Below are 15,934 nucleotides of genomic sequence, written 5' to 3' on the forward strand. Positions count from 1 at the left end.
TTAGATCAAGCCTTTCTTCTGCTTGTAGTCGCGTACGGCTGCCTTGATGGCATCTTCGGCGAGTACCGAGCAGTGAATCTTGACCGGCGGCAACGCCAGCTCTTCGGCCAGTTGGGTATTCTTGATGGTTTCGGCCTCGTCCAGGGTCTTGCCCTTCATCCACTCGGTGGCGAGGGAACTGGACGCGATGGCCGAACCGCAGCCGTAGGTCTTGAACTTGGCGTCTTCGATAACGCCCTGCTCGTTTACCTTGATCTGCAGGCGCATCACGTCACCGCAGGCCGGGGCGCCGACCATGCCGGTGCCGACATCCGGGTCTTCGGCATTCATCTTGCCGACGTTGCGCGGGTTTTCGTAGTGGTCGATGACCTTTTCACTGTATGCCATGGTGCAATTCCTTCCTCATCAGGGAGCCGCTCTTGCCGGCGACTGCTTAGTGGGCGGCCCACTCGATCTTGGAGATGTCAACGCCGTCTTTGTACATATCCCACAGCGGCGACAGCTCACGCAGTTTGTTGACGGCCTCGCAGACTTTCTGCGCGGCGTAGTCGACTTCTTCTTCGGTGGTGAAACGGCCGAAGGAGAAGCGGATCGAGCTGTGCGCCAGCTCGTCGTTGCGGCCCAGAGCACGCAGTACGTAGGACGGCTCGAGCGACGCGGAGGTACAGGCCGAACCGGACGATACGGCGATGTCTTTCAGCGACATCAGCAGCGATTCGCCTTCGACGTAGTTGAAGCTCAGGTTAAGGTTGTGCGGTACACGTGCTGTCTGGCTGCCATTGACGTACAGCTCTTCAAGGTTTGAGACCTGCTTGAAGAAGCGGTCGCTCAGGGCCTTGATGCGTGCGTTTTCTGCAACCATTTCCTGTTTGGCAATGGCGAAGGCTTCGCCCATGCCGACGATCTGGTGGGTCGGCAGGGTGCCCGAACGCATGCCGCGCTCATGACCGCCGCCGTGAATGATGGCTTCAAGACGTACACGTGGCTTGCGGCTGACGTACAGCGCGCCGATGCCTTTCGGGCCATAGACCTTGTGCGCCGAGAACGACATCAGGTCGACTTTCAGCTTTTGCAGGTCGATTTCGACCTTGCCTGCCGACTGGGCGGCGTCGACATGGAACAATACGCCGCGCGAACGGGTCAGTTCACCGATGGCAGCAATGTCGTTGATCGAGCCGACTTCGTTGTTCACATGCATCAGCGAGACCAGGATGGTGTCGTCGCGCAGCACCGCTTCTACCATGGCCGGGGTAACGATGCCGTCTTCGCCTGGCTCCAGGTAAGTGACTTCAAAACCTTCGCGCTCCAGCTGGCGAGCGGTATCCAGGACCGCCTTGTGCTCGATCTTGGAGGTAATGATGTGCTTGCCCTTGGTCTGATAGAAGTGCGCGACACCTTTGAGCGCGAGGTTGTCGGACTCGGTGGCACCGCTGGTCCAGACGATTTCGCGCGGATCGGCGTTGATCAGCTCGGCAACCTGGCGGCGACCGTTCTCCACCGCTTCCTCGGCTTTCCAGCCAAAGACGTGGGAGCGCGAGGCCGGGTTACCGAAGTTCCCGTCGACCAGCAGGCAGTCGGCCATCTTCTGGGCCACGCGTGGGTCGACCGGAGTGGTCGCAGAGTAATCAAGGTAGATCGGCAACTTCATTTGTCTCTCCTATCAGGCGGTGGCGTCGCTCGTCGTCCCAGGGGATCAATCGACGGCAGACGTCTCAATCTTGTCCAGCTGGGCGGTTCGTCCTGCGACACGGCGCAGGTCCTGGCGCTGGGCGACTTCCTGCACATCACGGCGCTTGACGAGGTCGGCCAGGCTTATGCCGCTGAGGAATTCATGGATCTGCTGGCTGAGGTCGCACCACAGGTGGTGGGTCAGGCAGGTATCACCGGCATGGCAGTCCCCGAGCCCCTGGCAACGGGTGGCATCGACCGATTCGTTGACCGCGTCGATGACCTGGGCCACCTGGATGGTTTCCATGCCCCGCGACAGCTGGTAGCCGCCGCCTGGACCGCGCACACTGGAAACCAGGCTGCTGCGACGCAGCTTGGCGAACAGCTGCTCCAGATAAGAGAGGGAAATGCCCTGGCGCTCGGAAATATCGGCCAAAGACACCGGCCCATGCTTCGCGTGCAACGCCAGGTCGAGCATGGCGGTCACGGCGTATCGGCCTTTGGTAGTCAGTCGCATGGCTATTGGGTACCACGGGAGTTTCAGGATGTGTGCGAGTATGCGATTCCCGAGCATTTAAGTCAACTATTAGACCTACTGCTTTAGTCGGGTTTGCATCAGGGAGGCGGGCGCGATTGTAGCAGACGAGGGGCGCGAGCACACGCCCCACATGCCACCATGACTTCAGTGCGGCGCGATCAATGCGGCTGAGTGTCGCGCTGGGCCACCTGGGTAACCTCGGTGAAGTCGTCCTCCGGCAAGGCCGGCAGTTCCTTGGCGCAATAGTCACTGCCCATCTTGGTCAGCGCGCCACACATACCCTCCAACCGTTCGTCGACGGCCTGCAGATGATCGAGCATCTGGCCGATGGCCCGCGCCACCGGATCGGGCATGTCGCCACTGACACCATAGGCGTCAAAGCCGATCTTCTCGGCCATTGCCTTACGTTTGGCTTCGACTTCGGTGTCCTCGCTCTTGACGATGATCCGCCCCGGAATGCCTACCGCCGTAGCCCCGGCCGGCACCGCCTTGGTGACCACCGCATTGGAACCGATCTTGGCCCCGGCGCCGACCGTGAAAGGCCCCAACACCTTGGCACCCGCCCCTACCACCACGCCGTTTTCCAAGGTGGGGTGGCGCTTGCCCTTGTTCCAGCTGGTGCCACCGAGCGTCACTCCCTGGTACAGGGTGACGTCATCACCGATCTCGGCGGTTTCGCCAATGACGATACCCATACCGTGGTCGATGAAAAAGCGCCGACCAATGGTGGCGCCAGGGTGGATTTCGATACCGGTCAGCCAGCGACCGAAGTTCGACACCAGCCGGGCCAACCATTTGAAATCACGCCTCCACAGCGCATTGCCCAGGCGGTGCAGCCAGATGGCATGCATGCCGGGGTAGCAAGTGAGCACCTCGAAGGCATTGCGTGCAGCCGGGTCACGGTGGAATACGCTTTGAATATCTTCACGCAGACGCTCGAACATCTGTCAGTCCTTCCGTTTATGCGGCTCGCCCCGGACCACCTTCTGGGTCTCGGTGAGGATGCCGCGCAAAATGCTCATTTCCGAACGCTCGACCGCCACCCGCCCATACAGCCGGCGCAGGCGCGGCATCAGGTGCTTGGGCTTTTCGGGGTCGAGGAAGCCGATGCCCACCAGGGTTTTCTCCAGGTGGTCGTAGAACAGCTCCATTTCATCCATGGTCGCCAGTTCAGCGGCGTCAACCTTCTCGACTTTGCCCGGTGCTTCACCGGCAGCCAGCCAGGCCATGCGCACCTCGTAGGAGAGCACCTGCACGGCAGCCGCCAGGTTCAGCGAGCTGAAGTCGGGGTTGGAGGGAATGTGCACGTGGAAGTGACATCGCTGCAGTTCTTCGTTGGTCAGGCCGGCGTGCTCGCGCCCGAACACCAGGGCGATTTCCTCGCCGCCTTTGGCATGCTCCACCGCCTTGGCACCGCATTCACGCGGGCCGATCAACGGCCAGGGAATGCTGCGCTCGCGGGCGCTGGTGCCCATCACCAGGTTGCAGCCGACCAGCGCCTGTTCGAGGCTGTCGACCACCTGGGCGTTATCCAGCACATCGTCGGCGCCCGAAGCACGGGCACTGGCATCCACGGCGGGGAATTCTTTCGGCTGCACCAGCACCAGACGCGACAAGCCCATGTTTTTCATGGCACGCGCAGCGCCGCCGATGTTGCCGGGGTGGCTGGTATTGACCAGAACAACACGAATATTTTGCAGCAAGGTGTTGTGCTCACAGATGCAGGAATCAGGGCCTTCGATCTTACAGAACCGACAGACGTAACGCCATGAAAGCAAATGTGACACTTCTGCCGCCAAAGTTTTCTGCTAGAATGATCGGCTTTCTTCTTTAACATCTCCAGGTGACCCGCCCATGCAGCCTATGCTGAATATCGCCCTGCGCGCCGCTCGCAGCGCCAGTGAACTGATTTTCCGCTCCATCGAACGCCTGGATAGCATCAAGGTCGATGAGAAAGAGGCCAAGGACTACGTTTCCGAAGTCGATCGCGCCGCCGAGCAGAGCATCGTCAACGCCCTGCGCAAGGCCTACCCGAACCACTCCATCCAGGGCGAGGAAACCGGCCTGCACGCGGGTAGCGGCGAAGAAGGCAAAGATTACCTGTGGATCATCGACCCGCTGGACGGCACCACCAACTTCCTGCGCGGCATCCCGCACTTCGCCGTCAGCATCGCCTGCAAATACCGCGGCCGCCTTGAGCACGCCGTGATCGTCGACCCGGTTCGCCAGGAAGAATTCACCGCCAGCCGTGGCCGTGGCGCCCAACTCAATGGCCGCCGCCTGCGCGTCAGCTCGCGCACAAGCCTGGAAGGCGCCCTGCTGGGCACCGGCTTCCCGTTCCGTGACGGCCAGATGGCGGACATGGACAACTACCTGGGCATGTTCCGCGCCTTGACCGGCCAGACCGCCGGCATCCGCCGCGCCGGCTCCGCCAGCCTGGACCTGGCCTACGTGGCTGCTGGCCGCTTCGACGCCTTCTGGGAGTCGGGCCTGTCCGAATGGGACATGGCAGCTGGCGTACTGCTGATCCAGGAAGCCGGTGGCTTGGTGAGCGACTTCAACGGTGGCCACGACTTCCTCGACAAAGGTCACATCGTTGCAGGCAACATCAAGTGCTTCAAGGCAGTACTGACTGCCATCCAACCGCACCTGCCAGAAAGCATGAAGCGCTAAGCGCAGATTGCTGGCAAACAAAAAGCACCTCTCGAGGTGCTTTTTTTGTGCTTGGTGGTTTTGCGCGGCCTGTGCCGGCCTCTTCGCGGGTAAACCCGCTCCTACAGGGACAATGCGTTCCATGTAGGAGCGGGTTTACCCGCGAAGAGGCCGGCACAGGCCACGCAAATTACTGACCCGCTTCGCTCAGGATCAACTTGCCATTCTTGTCCAGCGGAATGGTCGATCCCGGCTCGCGATCCATCTTCACCTTGCCTACCTGATCACCGATGGAATAGGTCACGTTGTAGCCCACCACCTTCTCGCTGATGTCGTTGACCGTGTTGCAGCGAGTTTGCGTGGTTGTGTAGGTATCACGCTCCTGCATGCCTTCCTGCACCTTGTTACCGGCATAACCACCACCGACCGCACCGGCCACCGTGGCAATCTTCTTGCCGGTGCCACCACCGATCTGGTTACCCAGCAAGCCACCGGCCAGCGCACCCACGACGGTGCCGGCGATCTGATGCTGGTCCTTGACCGGCGCCTGGCGCGTAACGGTAACGTCCTTGCACACTTCGCGCGGGGTTTTCACCTGTTGCTTGATCGGCTGCACGTCGGTGACCTGGGCATACTCAGGCCCCTTGTTGACCAAGCTGTAGGTCGCGACAGCACCTCCGGCAGTCACACCGACAGCACCCAGTACCGCACCCACCAGCATTGATTTGTTCACGTGGACCTCCTGATCGTACCAGCGGGTATCAACCCGCGCTTCTCCCAGCCTTGGAGCAAAAAAAAAGGCGCGAGTTCAATACTCGCGCCTTTTACACCGCCAGGCGGTGATGGACTAGCCCTTACGGACGATCATCCACACCCTCGGCCTTGGTCGGCGGGATCAGGTCTTCGCTGTTCAGGTTCAGCCAGATCAGCACCACGTTGGCGATATAGATCGACGAGTAGGTACCGGCCATGACACCAATGAACAGGGCGAGCGAGAAACCGAACAGGTTGTCACCCCCGAAGAACAGCAGCGCAGCAATGGCCAGCAAGGTCGAAACCGAAGTGGCGACGGTACGCAGCAGGGTCTGGGTGGTGGAAATGTTGATGTTCTCGATCAGCGAGGCCTTGCGCATGACGCGGAAGTTCTCGCGTACCCGGTCGAACACAACAATGGTGTCGTTCAGCGAGTAACCGATGATCGCCAGGACCGCCGCCAGCACCGTCAGGTCGAAGGTGATCTGGAAGAACGACAGGATACCCAGCGTTACCACCACGTCGTGGATCAGCGAGATGATCGCGCCCACGGCGAACTTCCACTGGAAGCGGAAGGCCAGGTAGATGAGGATACCACCCAGGGCCAGGAGCATGCCCATGCCGCCCTGGTCGCGCAGCTCTTCACCGACCTGCGGGCCGACGAACTCGACACGCTTGACCGTGGCCGGGTTGTCACCGCCTGCCTTCTGCAGCGCGGCAGCTACCTTGTTGCCCAACTGCGGGTCATCGCCCGGCATGCGCACCAGCAGGTCGGTGGTGGCGCCGAAGCTCTGCACCACCGCCTCGTGGAAGCCGGAGTTGACCAGCTCGGCACGCACCGCCTTGAGGTCGGCAGGACGCTCGTAGGTCAGCTCGATCAGCGTACCCCCGGTGAAGTCCAGCCCGAAGTTCAGGCCCTTTTGCCACCAGCTGAACAGCGCCAACACGGTGAGGAGCACGGTGACGGCGAACGCGACATTGCGCACGCCCATGAAATTGATGGTTTTCATCGCAGCTCCCTCAAACCCACAGCTTCTTGATGTCACGCCCGCCACAGGTCAGGTTGACCAATGCACGGGTCACCATGACGGCGGTGAACATCGAGGTGAAAATCCCGAGGGACATGGTGACCGCAAAGCCTTTGACCGGGCCGGTACCCATGGCAAACAGGATGCCGCCGACCAACAGGGTGGTCAGGTTGGCGTCGACGATTGCCGAGTAGGCGCGATTGAAGCCTTCGTGGATAGCGCGCTGCACCGACATGCCAGCCGCGATCTCTTCGCGAATACGCGAGAAGATCAGCACGTTGGCGTCCACCGCCATACCCATGGTCAACACGATGCCGGCAATACCCGGCAGGGTCAGGGTCGCCCCCAGCAGCGACATCAACGCCAGCAGCAGCACCATGTTGCCCGCCAGGGCGATGGTGGCCAGCACACCGAAGGCGCGGTAGATGGCGATGATGAACAGCGAGACGAACAGCATGCCCCACAGCGAGGCATCGATACCCTTGGTGATGTTGTCAGCACCCAGGCTTGGGCCAATGGTACGTTCTTCAGCGAAGTACATCGGTGCAGCCAGACCACCGGCACGCAGCAGCAGGGCCAGCTCGGACGATTCGCCCTGGCCATTCAAGCCGGTGATGCGGAACTGGCTACCAAGCGGCGACTGGATGGTCGCCAGGCTGATGATTTTTTTCTCTTCGACGAAGCTTTGCACGGCAACGTCCTTCTCGACGCCGCCGACGGCTTGCTTGACGTAGCGGGTAACCGGCTTCTGCTCGATGAAGATCACCGCCATGCTACGGCCGACGTTGCTACGGGTAGCACGGCTCATCAGCTCGCCACCGTGGCCATCCAGGCGAATGTTCACCTGCGGGCGGCCATGCTCGTCGAAGCTGGCCTGGGCGTCGGTAACCTGGTCACCCGTGATGATCAGGCCCCGCTCGACTGCGGCGGAGCGGCCGCCCTCACGGAACTCGAACACCTCGGTAGTGGCCTTGGATGCACCCGGTTCGGCACCGAAGCGGAACTCCAGGTTGGCCGTTTTACCAAGGATACGCTTGGCTTCGGCAGTGTCCTGCACGCCTGGCAGCTCGACCACGATACGGTTGGCGCCCTGGCGCTGTACCAGAGGCTCTGCCACACCCAGCTCGTTCACGCGGTTGCGCACGGTGGTGAGGTTCTGCTTGATCGAGTATTCGCGGATCTCGGCGACTTTCGCCTGGGTCAGCGCCAGACGCAGCACCGCAAGCTCGTTGCGATCGGTGGTGGTCAGGTCGAAATCATTGAAATTCTTGCGGATCAGGGCACGTGCCTGTTCGCGGGTGGCATCGTCAGCGAAGCCCAGCATGATGCCGCCATCCTGCTGAGGCAGGCTGCGGTAGCGGACGCGCTCTTTGCGCAGCAAGGTCTTGACCTCGCCTTCGTAGACTTTCATGCGGGCAGTCATGGCCTTGTCCATGTCCACTTCCAGCAGGAAGTGCACACCACCAGACAGGTCCAGGCCCAGTTTCATCGGGCTTGCGCCCAGGTTGCGCAGCCATTGCGGGGTAGTCTGGGCCAGGTTCAGGGCCACGACGTAATCATCGCCCAGTGCCTTGCGCACTACATCCTTGGCTGGCAGCTGGTCTTCCTGATTGGTCAGGCGGATCAGCCCGCTGCCCTTTTCACCCAGGCTTGCGCCCTTGACAGCGATCTTGGCATCGACCAGCGCCTTGCTGACGCGATCAAGGTCGGCCTGATTCACCTGCAGCGCCGAGCTGGCACCGCTGATCTGTACCGCCGGGTCATCCGGGTAGAGGTTGGGAGCGGAATAAATGAAACCGACCACCAGTACCAGCACGATCAGTGCATATTTCCACAGAGGATATTTGTTCAGCATCACGCCGCCCGTTCAAGACGCGGGGCGCGTTGCGCGCCCCGACTGGAAAATAAAACCGGTAACTCAGATAGCCTTGAGCGTACCTTTTGGCAGGGTCGCAGCAATGGCACCCTTCTGGAACTTCAGCTCGACAGTGTCGGACACTTCCAGCACCACGAAGTCATCGGAAACCTTGACGATCTTGCCGGCGATGCCGCCGTTGGTGACAACTTCGTCACCTTTCTGCAAGTTGCTCAGCAGGTTCTTCTGCTCTTTCGCGCGCTTGGCCTGCGGGCGCCAGATCATCAGGTAGAAGATGACCAGGAAACCGACCAGGAAAATCCACTCGAAGCCGGTACCGGCTGGGCCAGCGGCAGGTGCTGCAGCGTCCGCGTATGCGGCGGGGATGAAGAAGCTCATTGGGCACTCCTAATGTAATTTTCTAATAATGGATGCGGACAGTCAGTCCAAGGGCGGTACAGGAAGCCCGCGCTTGGCGTAGAAGGCGTCGACAAAGGCGGCCAATTTACCCTGTTGAATAGCCTCGCGTAAACCGGCCATCAAGCGCTGATAATGGCGCAAGTTGTGGATGGTATTCAGCATGCTGCTCAGCATTTCGCCGCATTTGTCCAGATGATGGAGATAGGCGCGCGAGAAGTTGGTGCAGGTATAGCAGTCACAGGTCGGATCCAGCGGCGATTCATCGTGACGATGGAACGCATTGCGGATCTTGATCACCCCTGTATCAACGAACAGATGACCGTTGCGCGCGTTACGCGTCGGCATCACGCAGTCGAACATGTCGACGCCGCGGCGCACACCCTCAACGAGATCTTCCGGTTTGCCTACCCCCATAAGGTAACGAGGTTTGTCAGCAGGCATCTGGTCCGGCAGGTAATCCAGCACCTTGATCATTTCGTGCTTGGGCTCGCCCACCGACAGGCCGCCAATGGCCAGGCCGTCGAAACCGATGTTTTCCAGGCCTTCCAGCGAGCGCATGCGCAGGTCCTGGTACATGCCACCCTGAACAATGCCGAACAGCGCTGCGGTGTTGTCGGCATGGGCGTTCTTCGAGCGCTGGGCCCAGCGCAGCGACAGCTCCATGGAAGTGCGTGCCACATCGTGCTCGGCCGGGTACGGGGTGCACTCGTCGAAGATCATTACCACGTCCGACCCCAGGTCACGCTGAACCTGCATCGACTCTTCCGGGCCCATGAACACCTTGGAACCATCGACCGGCGAAGCGAAGGTCACGCCCTCTTCCTTGATCTTGCGCATGGCACCCAGGCTGAATACCTGGAAACCACCGGAGTCGGTGAGGATCGGGCCTTTCCACTGCATGAAATCGTGCAGGCCGTTGTGCTTCTTGATCACCTCGGTGCCCGGACGCAGCCACAGGTGGAAGGTGTTGCCGAGGATCATCTCGGCGCCGATGGCCTCGATGTCGCGTGGCAGCATGCCCTTGACCGTGCCATAGGTCCCCACTGGCATGAATGCCGGGGTTTCCACGGTGCCACGTGGGAAGGTGATGCGACCCCGACGGGCCTTGCCGTCGGTGGCCAGCAGTTCGAAGGACATTCGACAGGTGCGACTCATGCTTGATCCTCGGGCCCGCGTGGCGCCGGATTGCGGGTGATGAACATGGCATCACCGTAACTGAAGAAGCGGTACCCATGCTCGACCGCCGCTGCGTAGGCAGCCATGGTCTCGGGGTAGCCGGCGAAAGCCGAGACCAGCATCAGCAGCGTGGACTCCGGCAGATGGAAGTTGGTGACCAGGGCATCGACCACATGGAACGGCCGGCCCGGGTAGATGAAGATGTCGGTGTCGCCACTGAAGGCCTTGAGCACGCCATCACGCGCGGCGCTTTCCAGCGAACGCACACTGGTGGTGCCAACCGCGATCACCCGACCACCACGGGCCCGGCAGGCCTCGATGGCATCGACCACATCCTGGCCCACTTCGAGCCACTCTTTATGCATGTGGTGGTCTTCGATCTTGTCGACCCGCACCGGCTGGAAGGTGCCGGCGCCCACATGCAGGGTGACGAAGGCGCGCTCGACGCCCTTGTCGGCGATCTTTTCCAGCAGCGCCTCGTCGAAGTGCAGGCCTGCGGTAGGCGCGGCAACCGCGCCGGCGCGCTGGGCGTACACGGTCTGGTAGCGCTCACGGTCGGCGCCCTCGTCCGGGCGGTCGATATAGGGCGGCAGCGGCATGTGGCCGACACGGTCGAGCAACGGCAGCACCTCTTCGGTGAAGCGAAGTTCGAACAGCGTGTCATGGCGCGCGACCATTTCGGCCTCGCCACCGCCATCGATGAGGATGACCGCGCCAACCTTGGGCGCCTTGCTGGCGCGCACATGGGCCAGCACCCGGTGGCTGTCGAGCACGCGTTCGACCAGTACCTCCAGCTTGCCGCCGGAGGCTTTCTGGCCGAACAACCGCGCCGGGATCACTCGGGTGTTGTTGAACACCATCAAGTCGCCGGGGCGCAGATAGTCGAGCAAGTCGGGGAATTGCCGGTGCGCCAGCGCGCCGGTAGGCCCATCGAGCACCAGCAGACGGCTGCCATGGCGCTCGGCCAACGGGTGGCGGGCGATCAGGGAATCAGGGAGTTCGAAGGAAAAATCGGCGACGCGCATGATGATGTTCGGTTCGGCAGGGCCGGGAAGTTTAGCCCAATGTGTGAAAATTGACCATGAAAGCCGATTGACCGACCAGCGGCACCTCTTTATACTGCGCGCCACGCCCTGATGGCGGAATTGGTAGACGCGGCGGATTCAAAATCCGTTTTCGAAAGGAGTGGGAGTTCGAGTCTCCCTCGGGGCACCAAATCCGGAAAAAACCGACCTTACGGTCGGTTTTTTTGTGCCCGACGATTTTGTCGGGCTGGGCCAAGGCCCTCTCAGGGACGAACCGCTGTCACTTCGATCTCAACCCGCCAGGCAGGGTGCGCCAGGCCTGCAATCTGGAACGCCGAGCGCGCAGGTAGCACCGGCTGCTTGGCGGCTGGCCCAAAGAACTGGGTGTAGCCAGCCATGAAACCTTCGAAATCCATCTTGCCGCCGTTCTCCGGCCCACCCACCAGGAATACCTGCATCTTCACCACGTCAGTCAGGCCAAGACCCAGTGTTTTCAGCTGCTGCTGGATGCTTTCAAGCACATTGATGGTTTGTGCCTTGGTATCACCGTAGGCTTCCAGCGAATCCTTGGGCGCATCGGGATGGATCACCGACGGGACGGAACCGCTCAGATAGACGACTGACTTCCCGGCAGGAATCTCTACAGCCGACGAGATAGGGAAACTACCTGCGCCATGGCGCACGATATCTTGTGCATGAACGCTGCCAACACCGGCTATTCCCAACGCCAATGCAGCAACGGTCTTGAAAGCGCATTTCATATTTCTCTCCTGATGGTTACACAAGAATGTACACGCACCGTTTATGCGTGTACGGGTCATTCCATTGCGGTATGCGTACTTAGAATCGATACAAACTGAAGGGTTTCGGGTCCAGCACCGGCGCCTTTCCAAGCAGCAGGTCTGCCGTCAGCTCGGACGACACCGGGCTTTCCGTCATACCCCAACCGGTCGCGGTGTTGATGACCAGGCCTGGGTACTCGTTGACCTGCGAAATGATCGGGTTCTCATCCGGGGCGATGGCCATGGCACCGCTCCACTGATCGATCAACTTCGCATCTTTGAAGGCAGGGAACTCGACTTTGAGCTTTTCCAGAGATGCATCCAGCTCTGGAATATCCGGGGCCGCCGTCATCAGCCTGTTTTTCTCGAAGGGCGATACCTCGTCCAGCCTCCACTGGGTGGGCTGAGTGAACGAATCGATCAGTTGCTTGTTGAGTGAGATGTGCACCGGGAAGTCGGGGATGGCCAGCAATGGCAGGTATTTATAACCATACATGAACGATTCTTTGACCACCGGGGCAACGACGACGCGCGGCGAGGTGGCGTATGTACCGTCGGCCTGCTCGCGGAAGTAGATATTCCCTGGCAATGCAACGTTGCCCCCCGGTGCACGGGGTGCCGCGCTGATGATTTGCTGGGACTGGTAGGCCGGCAAGGTAGGCACATCGACGCCCAGGTTCTGCATGAACAGCCTGGACCAGGCGCCGCCTGCCACGACCACGCGAGAAGTCCTGATGGCGCCCTTCTCGGTCACCACATCGGAGATGACGCCCGCCTGGGTTTCCAGGCCCCTTGCGGCGCAGTGGGTGTAGATGCGCACACCCATTTTCTTGGCGTACTCCGCCATGACAAACGATGCGCGCTCAGCGTCCAGGCTACCGGAGTCTTCCTCGAAACCTGCAATTTTCCAGCTCGAGGATGCACCGCGCAGCCGCTGTTCGAGTTCATTCCCCTGAATGATCCGAGTCTTGAAGGGGTTGTCCGCTGCTACTTCCCGGCTTTTGACATCGATCCACTTTCTGACGTTTTCCAGGTCTTCTTCATCGAAAGGAACTTCGACCCGGCCCTGTGTGCGATAGCTGGTATCTGCACCCACTTTGGCATTCATCTCGCGCCACCGTTGTTTGGCAAGATGGTGCAACTGGAACGTCGCATCAGGCATCTTGTAGGTCATGACCTGACCATAGAACCTGCATGACTGCTCGCCGGCAATATCACCTTTTTCAACGACGACTACCGAGAGGCCACGCTCGACAAGATTGATTGCGGTCATGAGCCCCAGAATACCAGCGCCAACAACGACGACGTCTGCCTGTTTGGGAAGCGCACCTTCGCTACCTTCTACAAAGCCAAACCGCGGTTTGCCGGGGATCAACCTGCCTTCGCGGGTCAGCAAGGGGGTCAGAATGCCTGCGCCACCTGCAATAGCCACGACGCCGCCGCCGATCAAAAATTTACGCCTCGTCATTCCCATGACACTTTCCTTTCCTGGTAATCGGTGTGGGCTCAGGCGGCGAGCCACCTACCCGGCCGCCAGCCGCTGCGGTCAACCTTCGGCCACCGCGTCAGGCTGATGTTTAAAATTGAAGGGCGGCTATTTTGTTGATGACCCGCTTCGGGAAAAAGCGCTGTGGGCAAATACTTAGTTCAGCCATTTTGAAACTATCGCGCAAGTGACATAAATAGTTGATATGGCGACACTCAACACTCGAAAGAGGGAAGTTAGTTCGGGCGAAGATGCTGGCTTAGTTCCGAAAGTGCGCGGGGGCAATAAGCACTGCGGATTCAGTAACTGTGTGGGCGCATAGCGTTATGTGGCAACACTTCATTGCCACATATTCAGTGTGGACAAAGGCGTCAGGATCCGACGGTGGTAGATCTGTCCAATGCATAGGGTGGCATGGAGCGGATCGGCACGGATTAGCAGAGCCTGTTCAGGTTCAGTGAGCACCAGATCCAGATGGAAACCCGTTGCGAGACCATCGAGCGCAACCTGGGGTCAATTTTTCGTGTGTCCGCCCGTGGCTCAGGCGCTCTTCACGCCGAGATCTTCAGCAAACCGAAGCAAGTAGCCGTCCGGATCCTGCACCAGGAAATTGCGCTGGCCGACCAGCATGCCGCCCTGGCGGTACCAACACTCTTCAATCGGCTTTCTGATGCTATGCCCCGCAACCCCCAGCGACGCGACCAAGGCCAGTGCATCAGCGCATTTGATCGACAGGTTGATGCCTCGACCATACGGCGGCTCCAGCGGGCCGACCCGCCAGGGTGACTCACTCTGCCAGTCCTGCTCCAGCATCAGCTGGCTGCCACCAAAAGACAGAAAGGCAAAATGCTCTTCTGGCCGGTCGTATTCAATCTTGAAGCCGAGTACGCCGCAGTAAAATGCCAGGCTGCGAGGTAGATCAGAAACAATCAGCTCCGGCACAAGGGGATTTAGCTTAAACAATGTTCTGATTCCTTTCAGGGTAAGTCGACTGGCAACTATGAACAGGTCGCCCTGAAAAAGGTAGCTTGTCAGTGTGGTCGCCCAATGCAGCTCAATGCAGTTCACACCCCTCAGATTCGCCCGAAAAAAATCCCTTCACTTTGACGCCGCCCTAATGGCTCTGGGACCTGTAGCCATACCTGCATTCTATTGGCCGCCGTCATGACTAACACTTAAGCTGTCATTCGTCGGATATATGCCGAAAGTATTGCTAGCGTAATGGCACTTAGCCATAGTTGCGTTCCCATTTTTCCACGCCCTGTGTGACACATGAAAACAATCGCGCCCTGCATGGCGGCAATGATGCTGCTCAGTGGGTGCAATGGAGTGCCAACGTCGTACGTTTCAGATCCCGTCTACAGTCAGGCTTTCGTGGTCACTTCTGGTGCCCCTCTGCCGATGTTGCTGATGGCCAGCGCCATCCAGTGGAACGAGGATTACGCTGTGACCGCCAAACACACCCCCTTCCTGCGCAACGTGGTCCACGAGGGCCTCGGTGACGTAGTGTTCTTCAAGCACAAAGCCAGCAGCGTGCCGCACTGGCGCCAGTACGTGCCAGGGGAAGCCGTGACGGCGGTGGGTTTCAACAGTTTCATGATGCCGATGCAGGGCAAGGGCCATGCCCTGCCGTCACTGGTACGGCTTGAAGGTACGCCTGGCAGTGTTTTCTACTCGGTGCATGACGGCCCGATCACCAAAGGCATGTCGGGTGGGCCGGTGTTTGCCGATGACGGCAAGGTGGTGGGCATCAACGTGGCCATCATTCCCACCAACGAGATCGATGCGGGCAAGCGCCCGGACCTGGTCGGCAAGGACCGTATCAGCGTGTTCATGTCGTTCAGCGAAATCGACAAGGAATGGCGACGCTATCAGTACCTGCTGGCGCACAAGGCCAAGCCGAGGGCGCCGGCTGCGGTCAAAGGCTACGTGGCGGTGGCCGCCAAGCCGTGAATCGGGGTGCGGTGTTGGATGGAAAGCGGCCTATGATGTGAGGCTGATGGCCTCTTCGCGGGTTTACCCGCGAAGAGGCCCTGCCAGCCAACGCGAGAAGGACCTGCCATGCACCTGACCCATCGTCCCATCCGGCCTGAAGACATCCCCGTTATCTGCAGCTTCCCGCAGAGCCCGGACGAACTGTTCTACATGTTCCCCAAAGCCACCTACCCCCTCACCCCCAACCAGCTGAGCGACGCCATAGCCCAACGCAGCGGCTCCACGGTAGTGGAAGATAACGGCGCTGTCCTGGCCTTCGCCAATTTCTACAAAGCCGAACATGGCGGCCTATGTGCCCTGGGCAACGTAGTGGTGGCCCCCAGCGCCCGCGGCCTTGGTGTAGCGCGTTATCTGGTAACGGCAATGATCGACCTCGCCCGCCAGCAGTACAGCGCCCGGGAGGTCTGGGTGTCATGCTTCAATCACAACACCGCAGGCTTGCTGCTTTATCCACAACTGGGTTTCATGCCGTTCGGCATCGAGGAGCGGCAGGCGTGGAACGGCACGCGGGTAGCGTTGGTGCAGATGAAGCAAATACTGACTTAACCGAGCTGGA

Annotated in this window: 17 protein-coding genes, 1 tRNA gene and 1 pseudogene; 5 read left to right on the top strand and 14 right to left on the bottom strand. The window is 60.2% G+C overall.

From position 1 onward, the window contains the following. The 5 genes from iscU to trmJ form a co-directional block, all read right to left on the bottom strand. Positions 1-387, bottom strand: coding sequence for a Fe-S cluster assembly scaffold IscU (iscU, locus tag V6093_RS13425; RefSeq protein WP_003248539.1), 387 nt, complete (start codon positions 385-387; stop codon positions 1-3). Positions 388-433: 46 nt separating this feature from the next. Beyond that, complete coding sequence (locus V6093_RS13430; RefSeq protein ID WP_003248541.1) at positions 434-1,648, bottom strand: IscS subfamily cysteine desulfurase; 1,215 nt, start codon at positions 1,646-1,648, stop codon at positions 434-436. Positions 1,649-1,693: 45 nt separating this feature from the next. After that, positions 1,694-2,185 carry a Fe-S cluster assembly transcriptional regulator IscR gene (gene iscR, locus V6093_RS13435; RefSeq protein ID WP_003248542.1) on the bottom strand — a complete coding sequence of 164 codons (492 nt, stop codon included), beginning with the start codon at positions 2,183-2,185 and terminating at the stop codon, positions 1,694-1,696. Between the two features lie 179 nt (positions 2,186-2,364). Then, entirely contained in the window at positions 2,365-3,150 is a 786-nt protein-coding gene (gene cysE, locus V6093_RS13440; RefSeq protein ID WP_003248544.1) for a serine O-acetyltransferase, read from the bottom strand. 3 nt (positions 3,151-3,153) lie between these two features. Beyond that, entirely contained in the window at positions 3,154-3,909 is a 756-nt protein-coding gene (gene trmJ / locus V6093_RS13445) for a tRNA (cytosine(32)/uridine(32)-2'-O)-methyltransferase TrmJ (RefSeq protein WP_029611811.1), read from the bottom strand. A 151-nt stretch (positions 3,910-4,060) separates the two neighbouring features. On the opposite strand from trmJ, the gene suhB reads away from it, so the two are divergent. Then, on the top strand, positions 4,061-4,879 hold the full coding sequence (suhB, locus tag V6093_RS13450; protein ID WP_003248548.1) for an inositol-phosphate phosphatase: 819 nt from the start codon (positions 4,061-4,063) through the stop codon (positions 4,877-4,879). A 169-nt stretch (positions 4,880-5,048) separates the two neighbouring features. Here the strand turns inward: suhB and V6093_RS13455 are convergent, their stop codons facing one another. The 6 genes from V6093_RS13455 to queA form a co-directional block, all read right to left on the bottom strand. Then, on the bottom strand, positions 5,049-5,591 hold the full coding sequence (locus V6093_RS13455) for a glycine zipper 2TM domain-containing protein (RefSeq protein ID WP_003248550.1): 543 nt from the start codon (positions 5,589-5,591) through the stop codon (positions 5,049-5,051). Between the two features lie 121 nt (positions 5,592-5,712). Further along, the gene (gene secF / locus V6093_RS13460) at positions 5,713-6,621 is read right to left on the bottom strand and encodes a protein translocase subunit SecF (protein ID WP_003248552.1); all 909 of its coding nucleotides are present in this window, start codon (positions 6,619-6,621) and stop codon (positions 5,713-5,715) included. A gap of 10 nt (positions 6,622-6,631) precedes the next feature. Then, a complete protein-coding gene (secD, locus tag V6093_RS13465) occupies positions 6,632-8,494 on the bottom strand; it encodes a protein translocase subunit SecD (RefSeq protein WP_010952061.1) in 1,863 nt (620 codons plus the stop codon). Positions 8,495-8,557: 63 nt separating this feature from the next. Next, entirely contained in the window at positions 8,558-8,893 is a 336-nt protein-coding gene (gene yajC / locus V6093_RS13470) for a preprotein translocase subunit YajC (RefSeq protein ID WP_003248556.1), read from the bottom strand. A 42-nt stretch (positions 8,894-8,935) separates the two neighbouring features. Further along, a complete protein-coding gene (gene tgt / locus V6093_RS13475; protein ID WP_003248558.1) occupies positions 8,936-10,051 on the bottom strand; it encodes a tRNA guanosine(34) transglycosylase Tgt in 1,116 nt (371 codons plus the stop codon). Between the two features lie 14 nt (positions 10,052-10,065). Further along, on the bottom strand, positions 10,066-11,115 hold the full coding sequence (gene queA / locus V6093_RS13480; RefSeq protein ID WP_004576301.1) for a tRNA preQ1(34) S-adenosylmethionine ribosyltransferase-isomerase QueA: 1,050 nt from the start codon (positions 11,113-11,115) through the stop codon (positions 10,066-10,068). 105 nt (positions 11,116-11,220) lie between these two features. On the opposite strand from queA, the gene V6093_RS13485 reads away from it, so the two are divergent. Beyond that, positions 11,221-11,305 (top strand) — tRNA-Leu (locus V6093_RS13485). A 73-nt stretch (positions 11,306-11,378) separates the two neighbouring features. Here the strand turns inward: V6093_RS13485 and V6093_RS13490 are convergent. Both V6093_RS13490 and V6093_RS13495 read right to left on the bottom strand, forming a co-directional pair. After that, positions 11,379-11,876, bottom strand: coding sequence for a RidA family protein (locus tag V6093_RS13490; protein WP_047603282.1), 498 nt, complete (start codon positions 11,874-11,876; stop codon positions 11,379-11,381). 79 nt (positions 11,877-11,955) lie between these two features. Then, a complete protein-coding gene (locus tag V6093_RS13495; RefSeq protein WP_041166846.1) occupies positions 11,956-13,371 on the bottom strand; it encodes an FAD-binding oxidoreductase in 1,416 nt (471 codons plus the stop codon). 426 nt (positions 13,372-13,797) lie between these two features. Here V6093_RS13495 and V6093_RS13500 point away from each other — a divergent pair. Further along, positions 13,798-13,908, top strand: a pseudogene (locus V6093_RS13500) (effector protein); the annotation flags it as partial. A 15-nt stretch (positions 13,909-13,923) separates the two neighbouring features. On the opposite strand, the gene V6093_RS13505 reads toward V6093_RS13500, so the two are convergent. Beyond that, a complete protein-coding gene (locus V6093_RS13505; RefSeq protein WP_047603280.1) occupies positions 13,924-14,346 on the bottom strand; it encodes a VOC family protein in 423 nt (140 codons plus the stop codon). Between the two features lie 342 nt (positions 14,347-14,688). On the opposite strand from V6093_RS13505, the gene V6093_RS13510 reads away from it, so the two are divergent. Beyond that, positions 14,689-15,336, top strand: a complete 648-nt coding sequence (locus tag V6093_RS13510; RefSeq protein WP_047603279.1) for a trypsin-like peptidase domain-containing protein — start codon at positions 14,689-14,691, stop codon at positions 15,334-15,336. A gap of 108 nt (positions 15,337-15,444) precedes the next feature. After that, positions 15,445-15,924, top strand: coding sequence for a GNAT family N-acetyltransferase (locus V6093_RS13515; protein WP_336094140.1), 480 nt, complete (start codon positions 15,445-15,447; stop codon positions 15,922-15,924). The last annotated feature ends 10 nt before the right edge of the window (positions 15,925-15,934 follow it).

Source organism: Pseudomonas putida group bacterium ESBL64, assembly GCF_045277175.1.
GTDB lineage: Bacteria > Pseudomonadota > Gammaproteobacteria > Pseudomonadales > Pseudomonadaceae > Aquipseudomonas > Aquipseudomonas alloputida.

Excerpts from the sequence above, each read along its gene's own strand:
- iscU (WP_003248539.1), bottom strand. The coding sequence starts at position 387 with ATGGCATACAGTGAAAAGGTCATCGACCACTACGAAAACCCGCGCAAC.
- V6093_RS13430 (WP_003248541.1), bottom strand. The coding sequence starts at position 1,648 with ATGAAGTTGCCGATCTACCTTGATTACTCTGCGACCACTCCGGTCGAC.
- iscR (WP_003248542.1), bottom strand. The coding sequence starts at position 2,185 with ATGCGACTGACTACCAAAGGCCGATACGCCGTGACCGCCATGCTCGAC.
- cysE (WP_003248544.1), bottom strand. The coding sequence starts at position 3,150 with ATGTTCGAGCGTCTGCGTGAAGATATTCAAAGCGTATTCCACCGTGAC.
- suhB (WP_003248548.1), top strand. The coding sequence starts at position 4,061 with ATGCAGCCTATGCTGAATATCGCCCTGCGCGCCGCTCGCAGCGCCAGT.
- secF (WP_003248552.1), bottom strand. The coding sequence starts at position 6,621 with ATGAAAACCATCAATTTCATGGGCGTGCGCAATGTCGCGTTCGCCGTC.
- secD (WP_010952061.1), bottom strand. The coding sequence starts at position 8,494 with ATGCTGAACAAATATCCTCTGTGGAAATATGCACTGATCGTGCTGGTA.
- yajC (WP_003248556.1), bottom strand. The coding sequence starts at position 8,893 with ATGAGCTTCTTCATCCCCGCCGCATACGCGGACGCTGCAGCACCTGCC.
- tgt (WP_003248558.1), bottom strand. The coding sequence starts at position 10,051 with ATGTCCTTCGAACTGCTGGCCACCGACGGCAAGGCCCGTCGGGGTCGC.
- queA (WP_004576301.1), bottom strand. The coding sequence starts at position 11,115 with ATGCGCGTCGCCGATTTTTCCTTCGAACTCCCTGATTCCCTGATCGCC.
- V6093_RS13490 (WP_047603282.1), bottom strand. The coding sequence starts at position 11,876 with ATGAAATGCGCTTTCAAGACCGTTGCTGCATTGGCGTTGGGAATAGCC.
- V6093_RS13495 (WP_041166846.1), bottom strand. The coding sequence starts at position 13,371 with ATGGGAATGACGAGGCGTAAATTTTTGATCGGCGGCGGCGTCGTGGCT.
- V6093_RS13510 (WP_047603279.1), top strand. The coding sequence starts at position 14,689 with ATGCTGCTCAGTGGGTGCAATGGAGTGCCAACGTCGTACGTTTCAGAT.
- V6093_RS13515 (WP_336094140.1), top strand. The coding sequence starts at position 15,445 with ATGCACCTGACCCATCGTCCCATCCGGCCTGAAGACATCCCCGTTATC.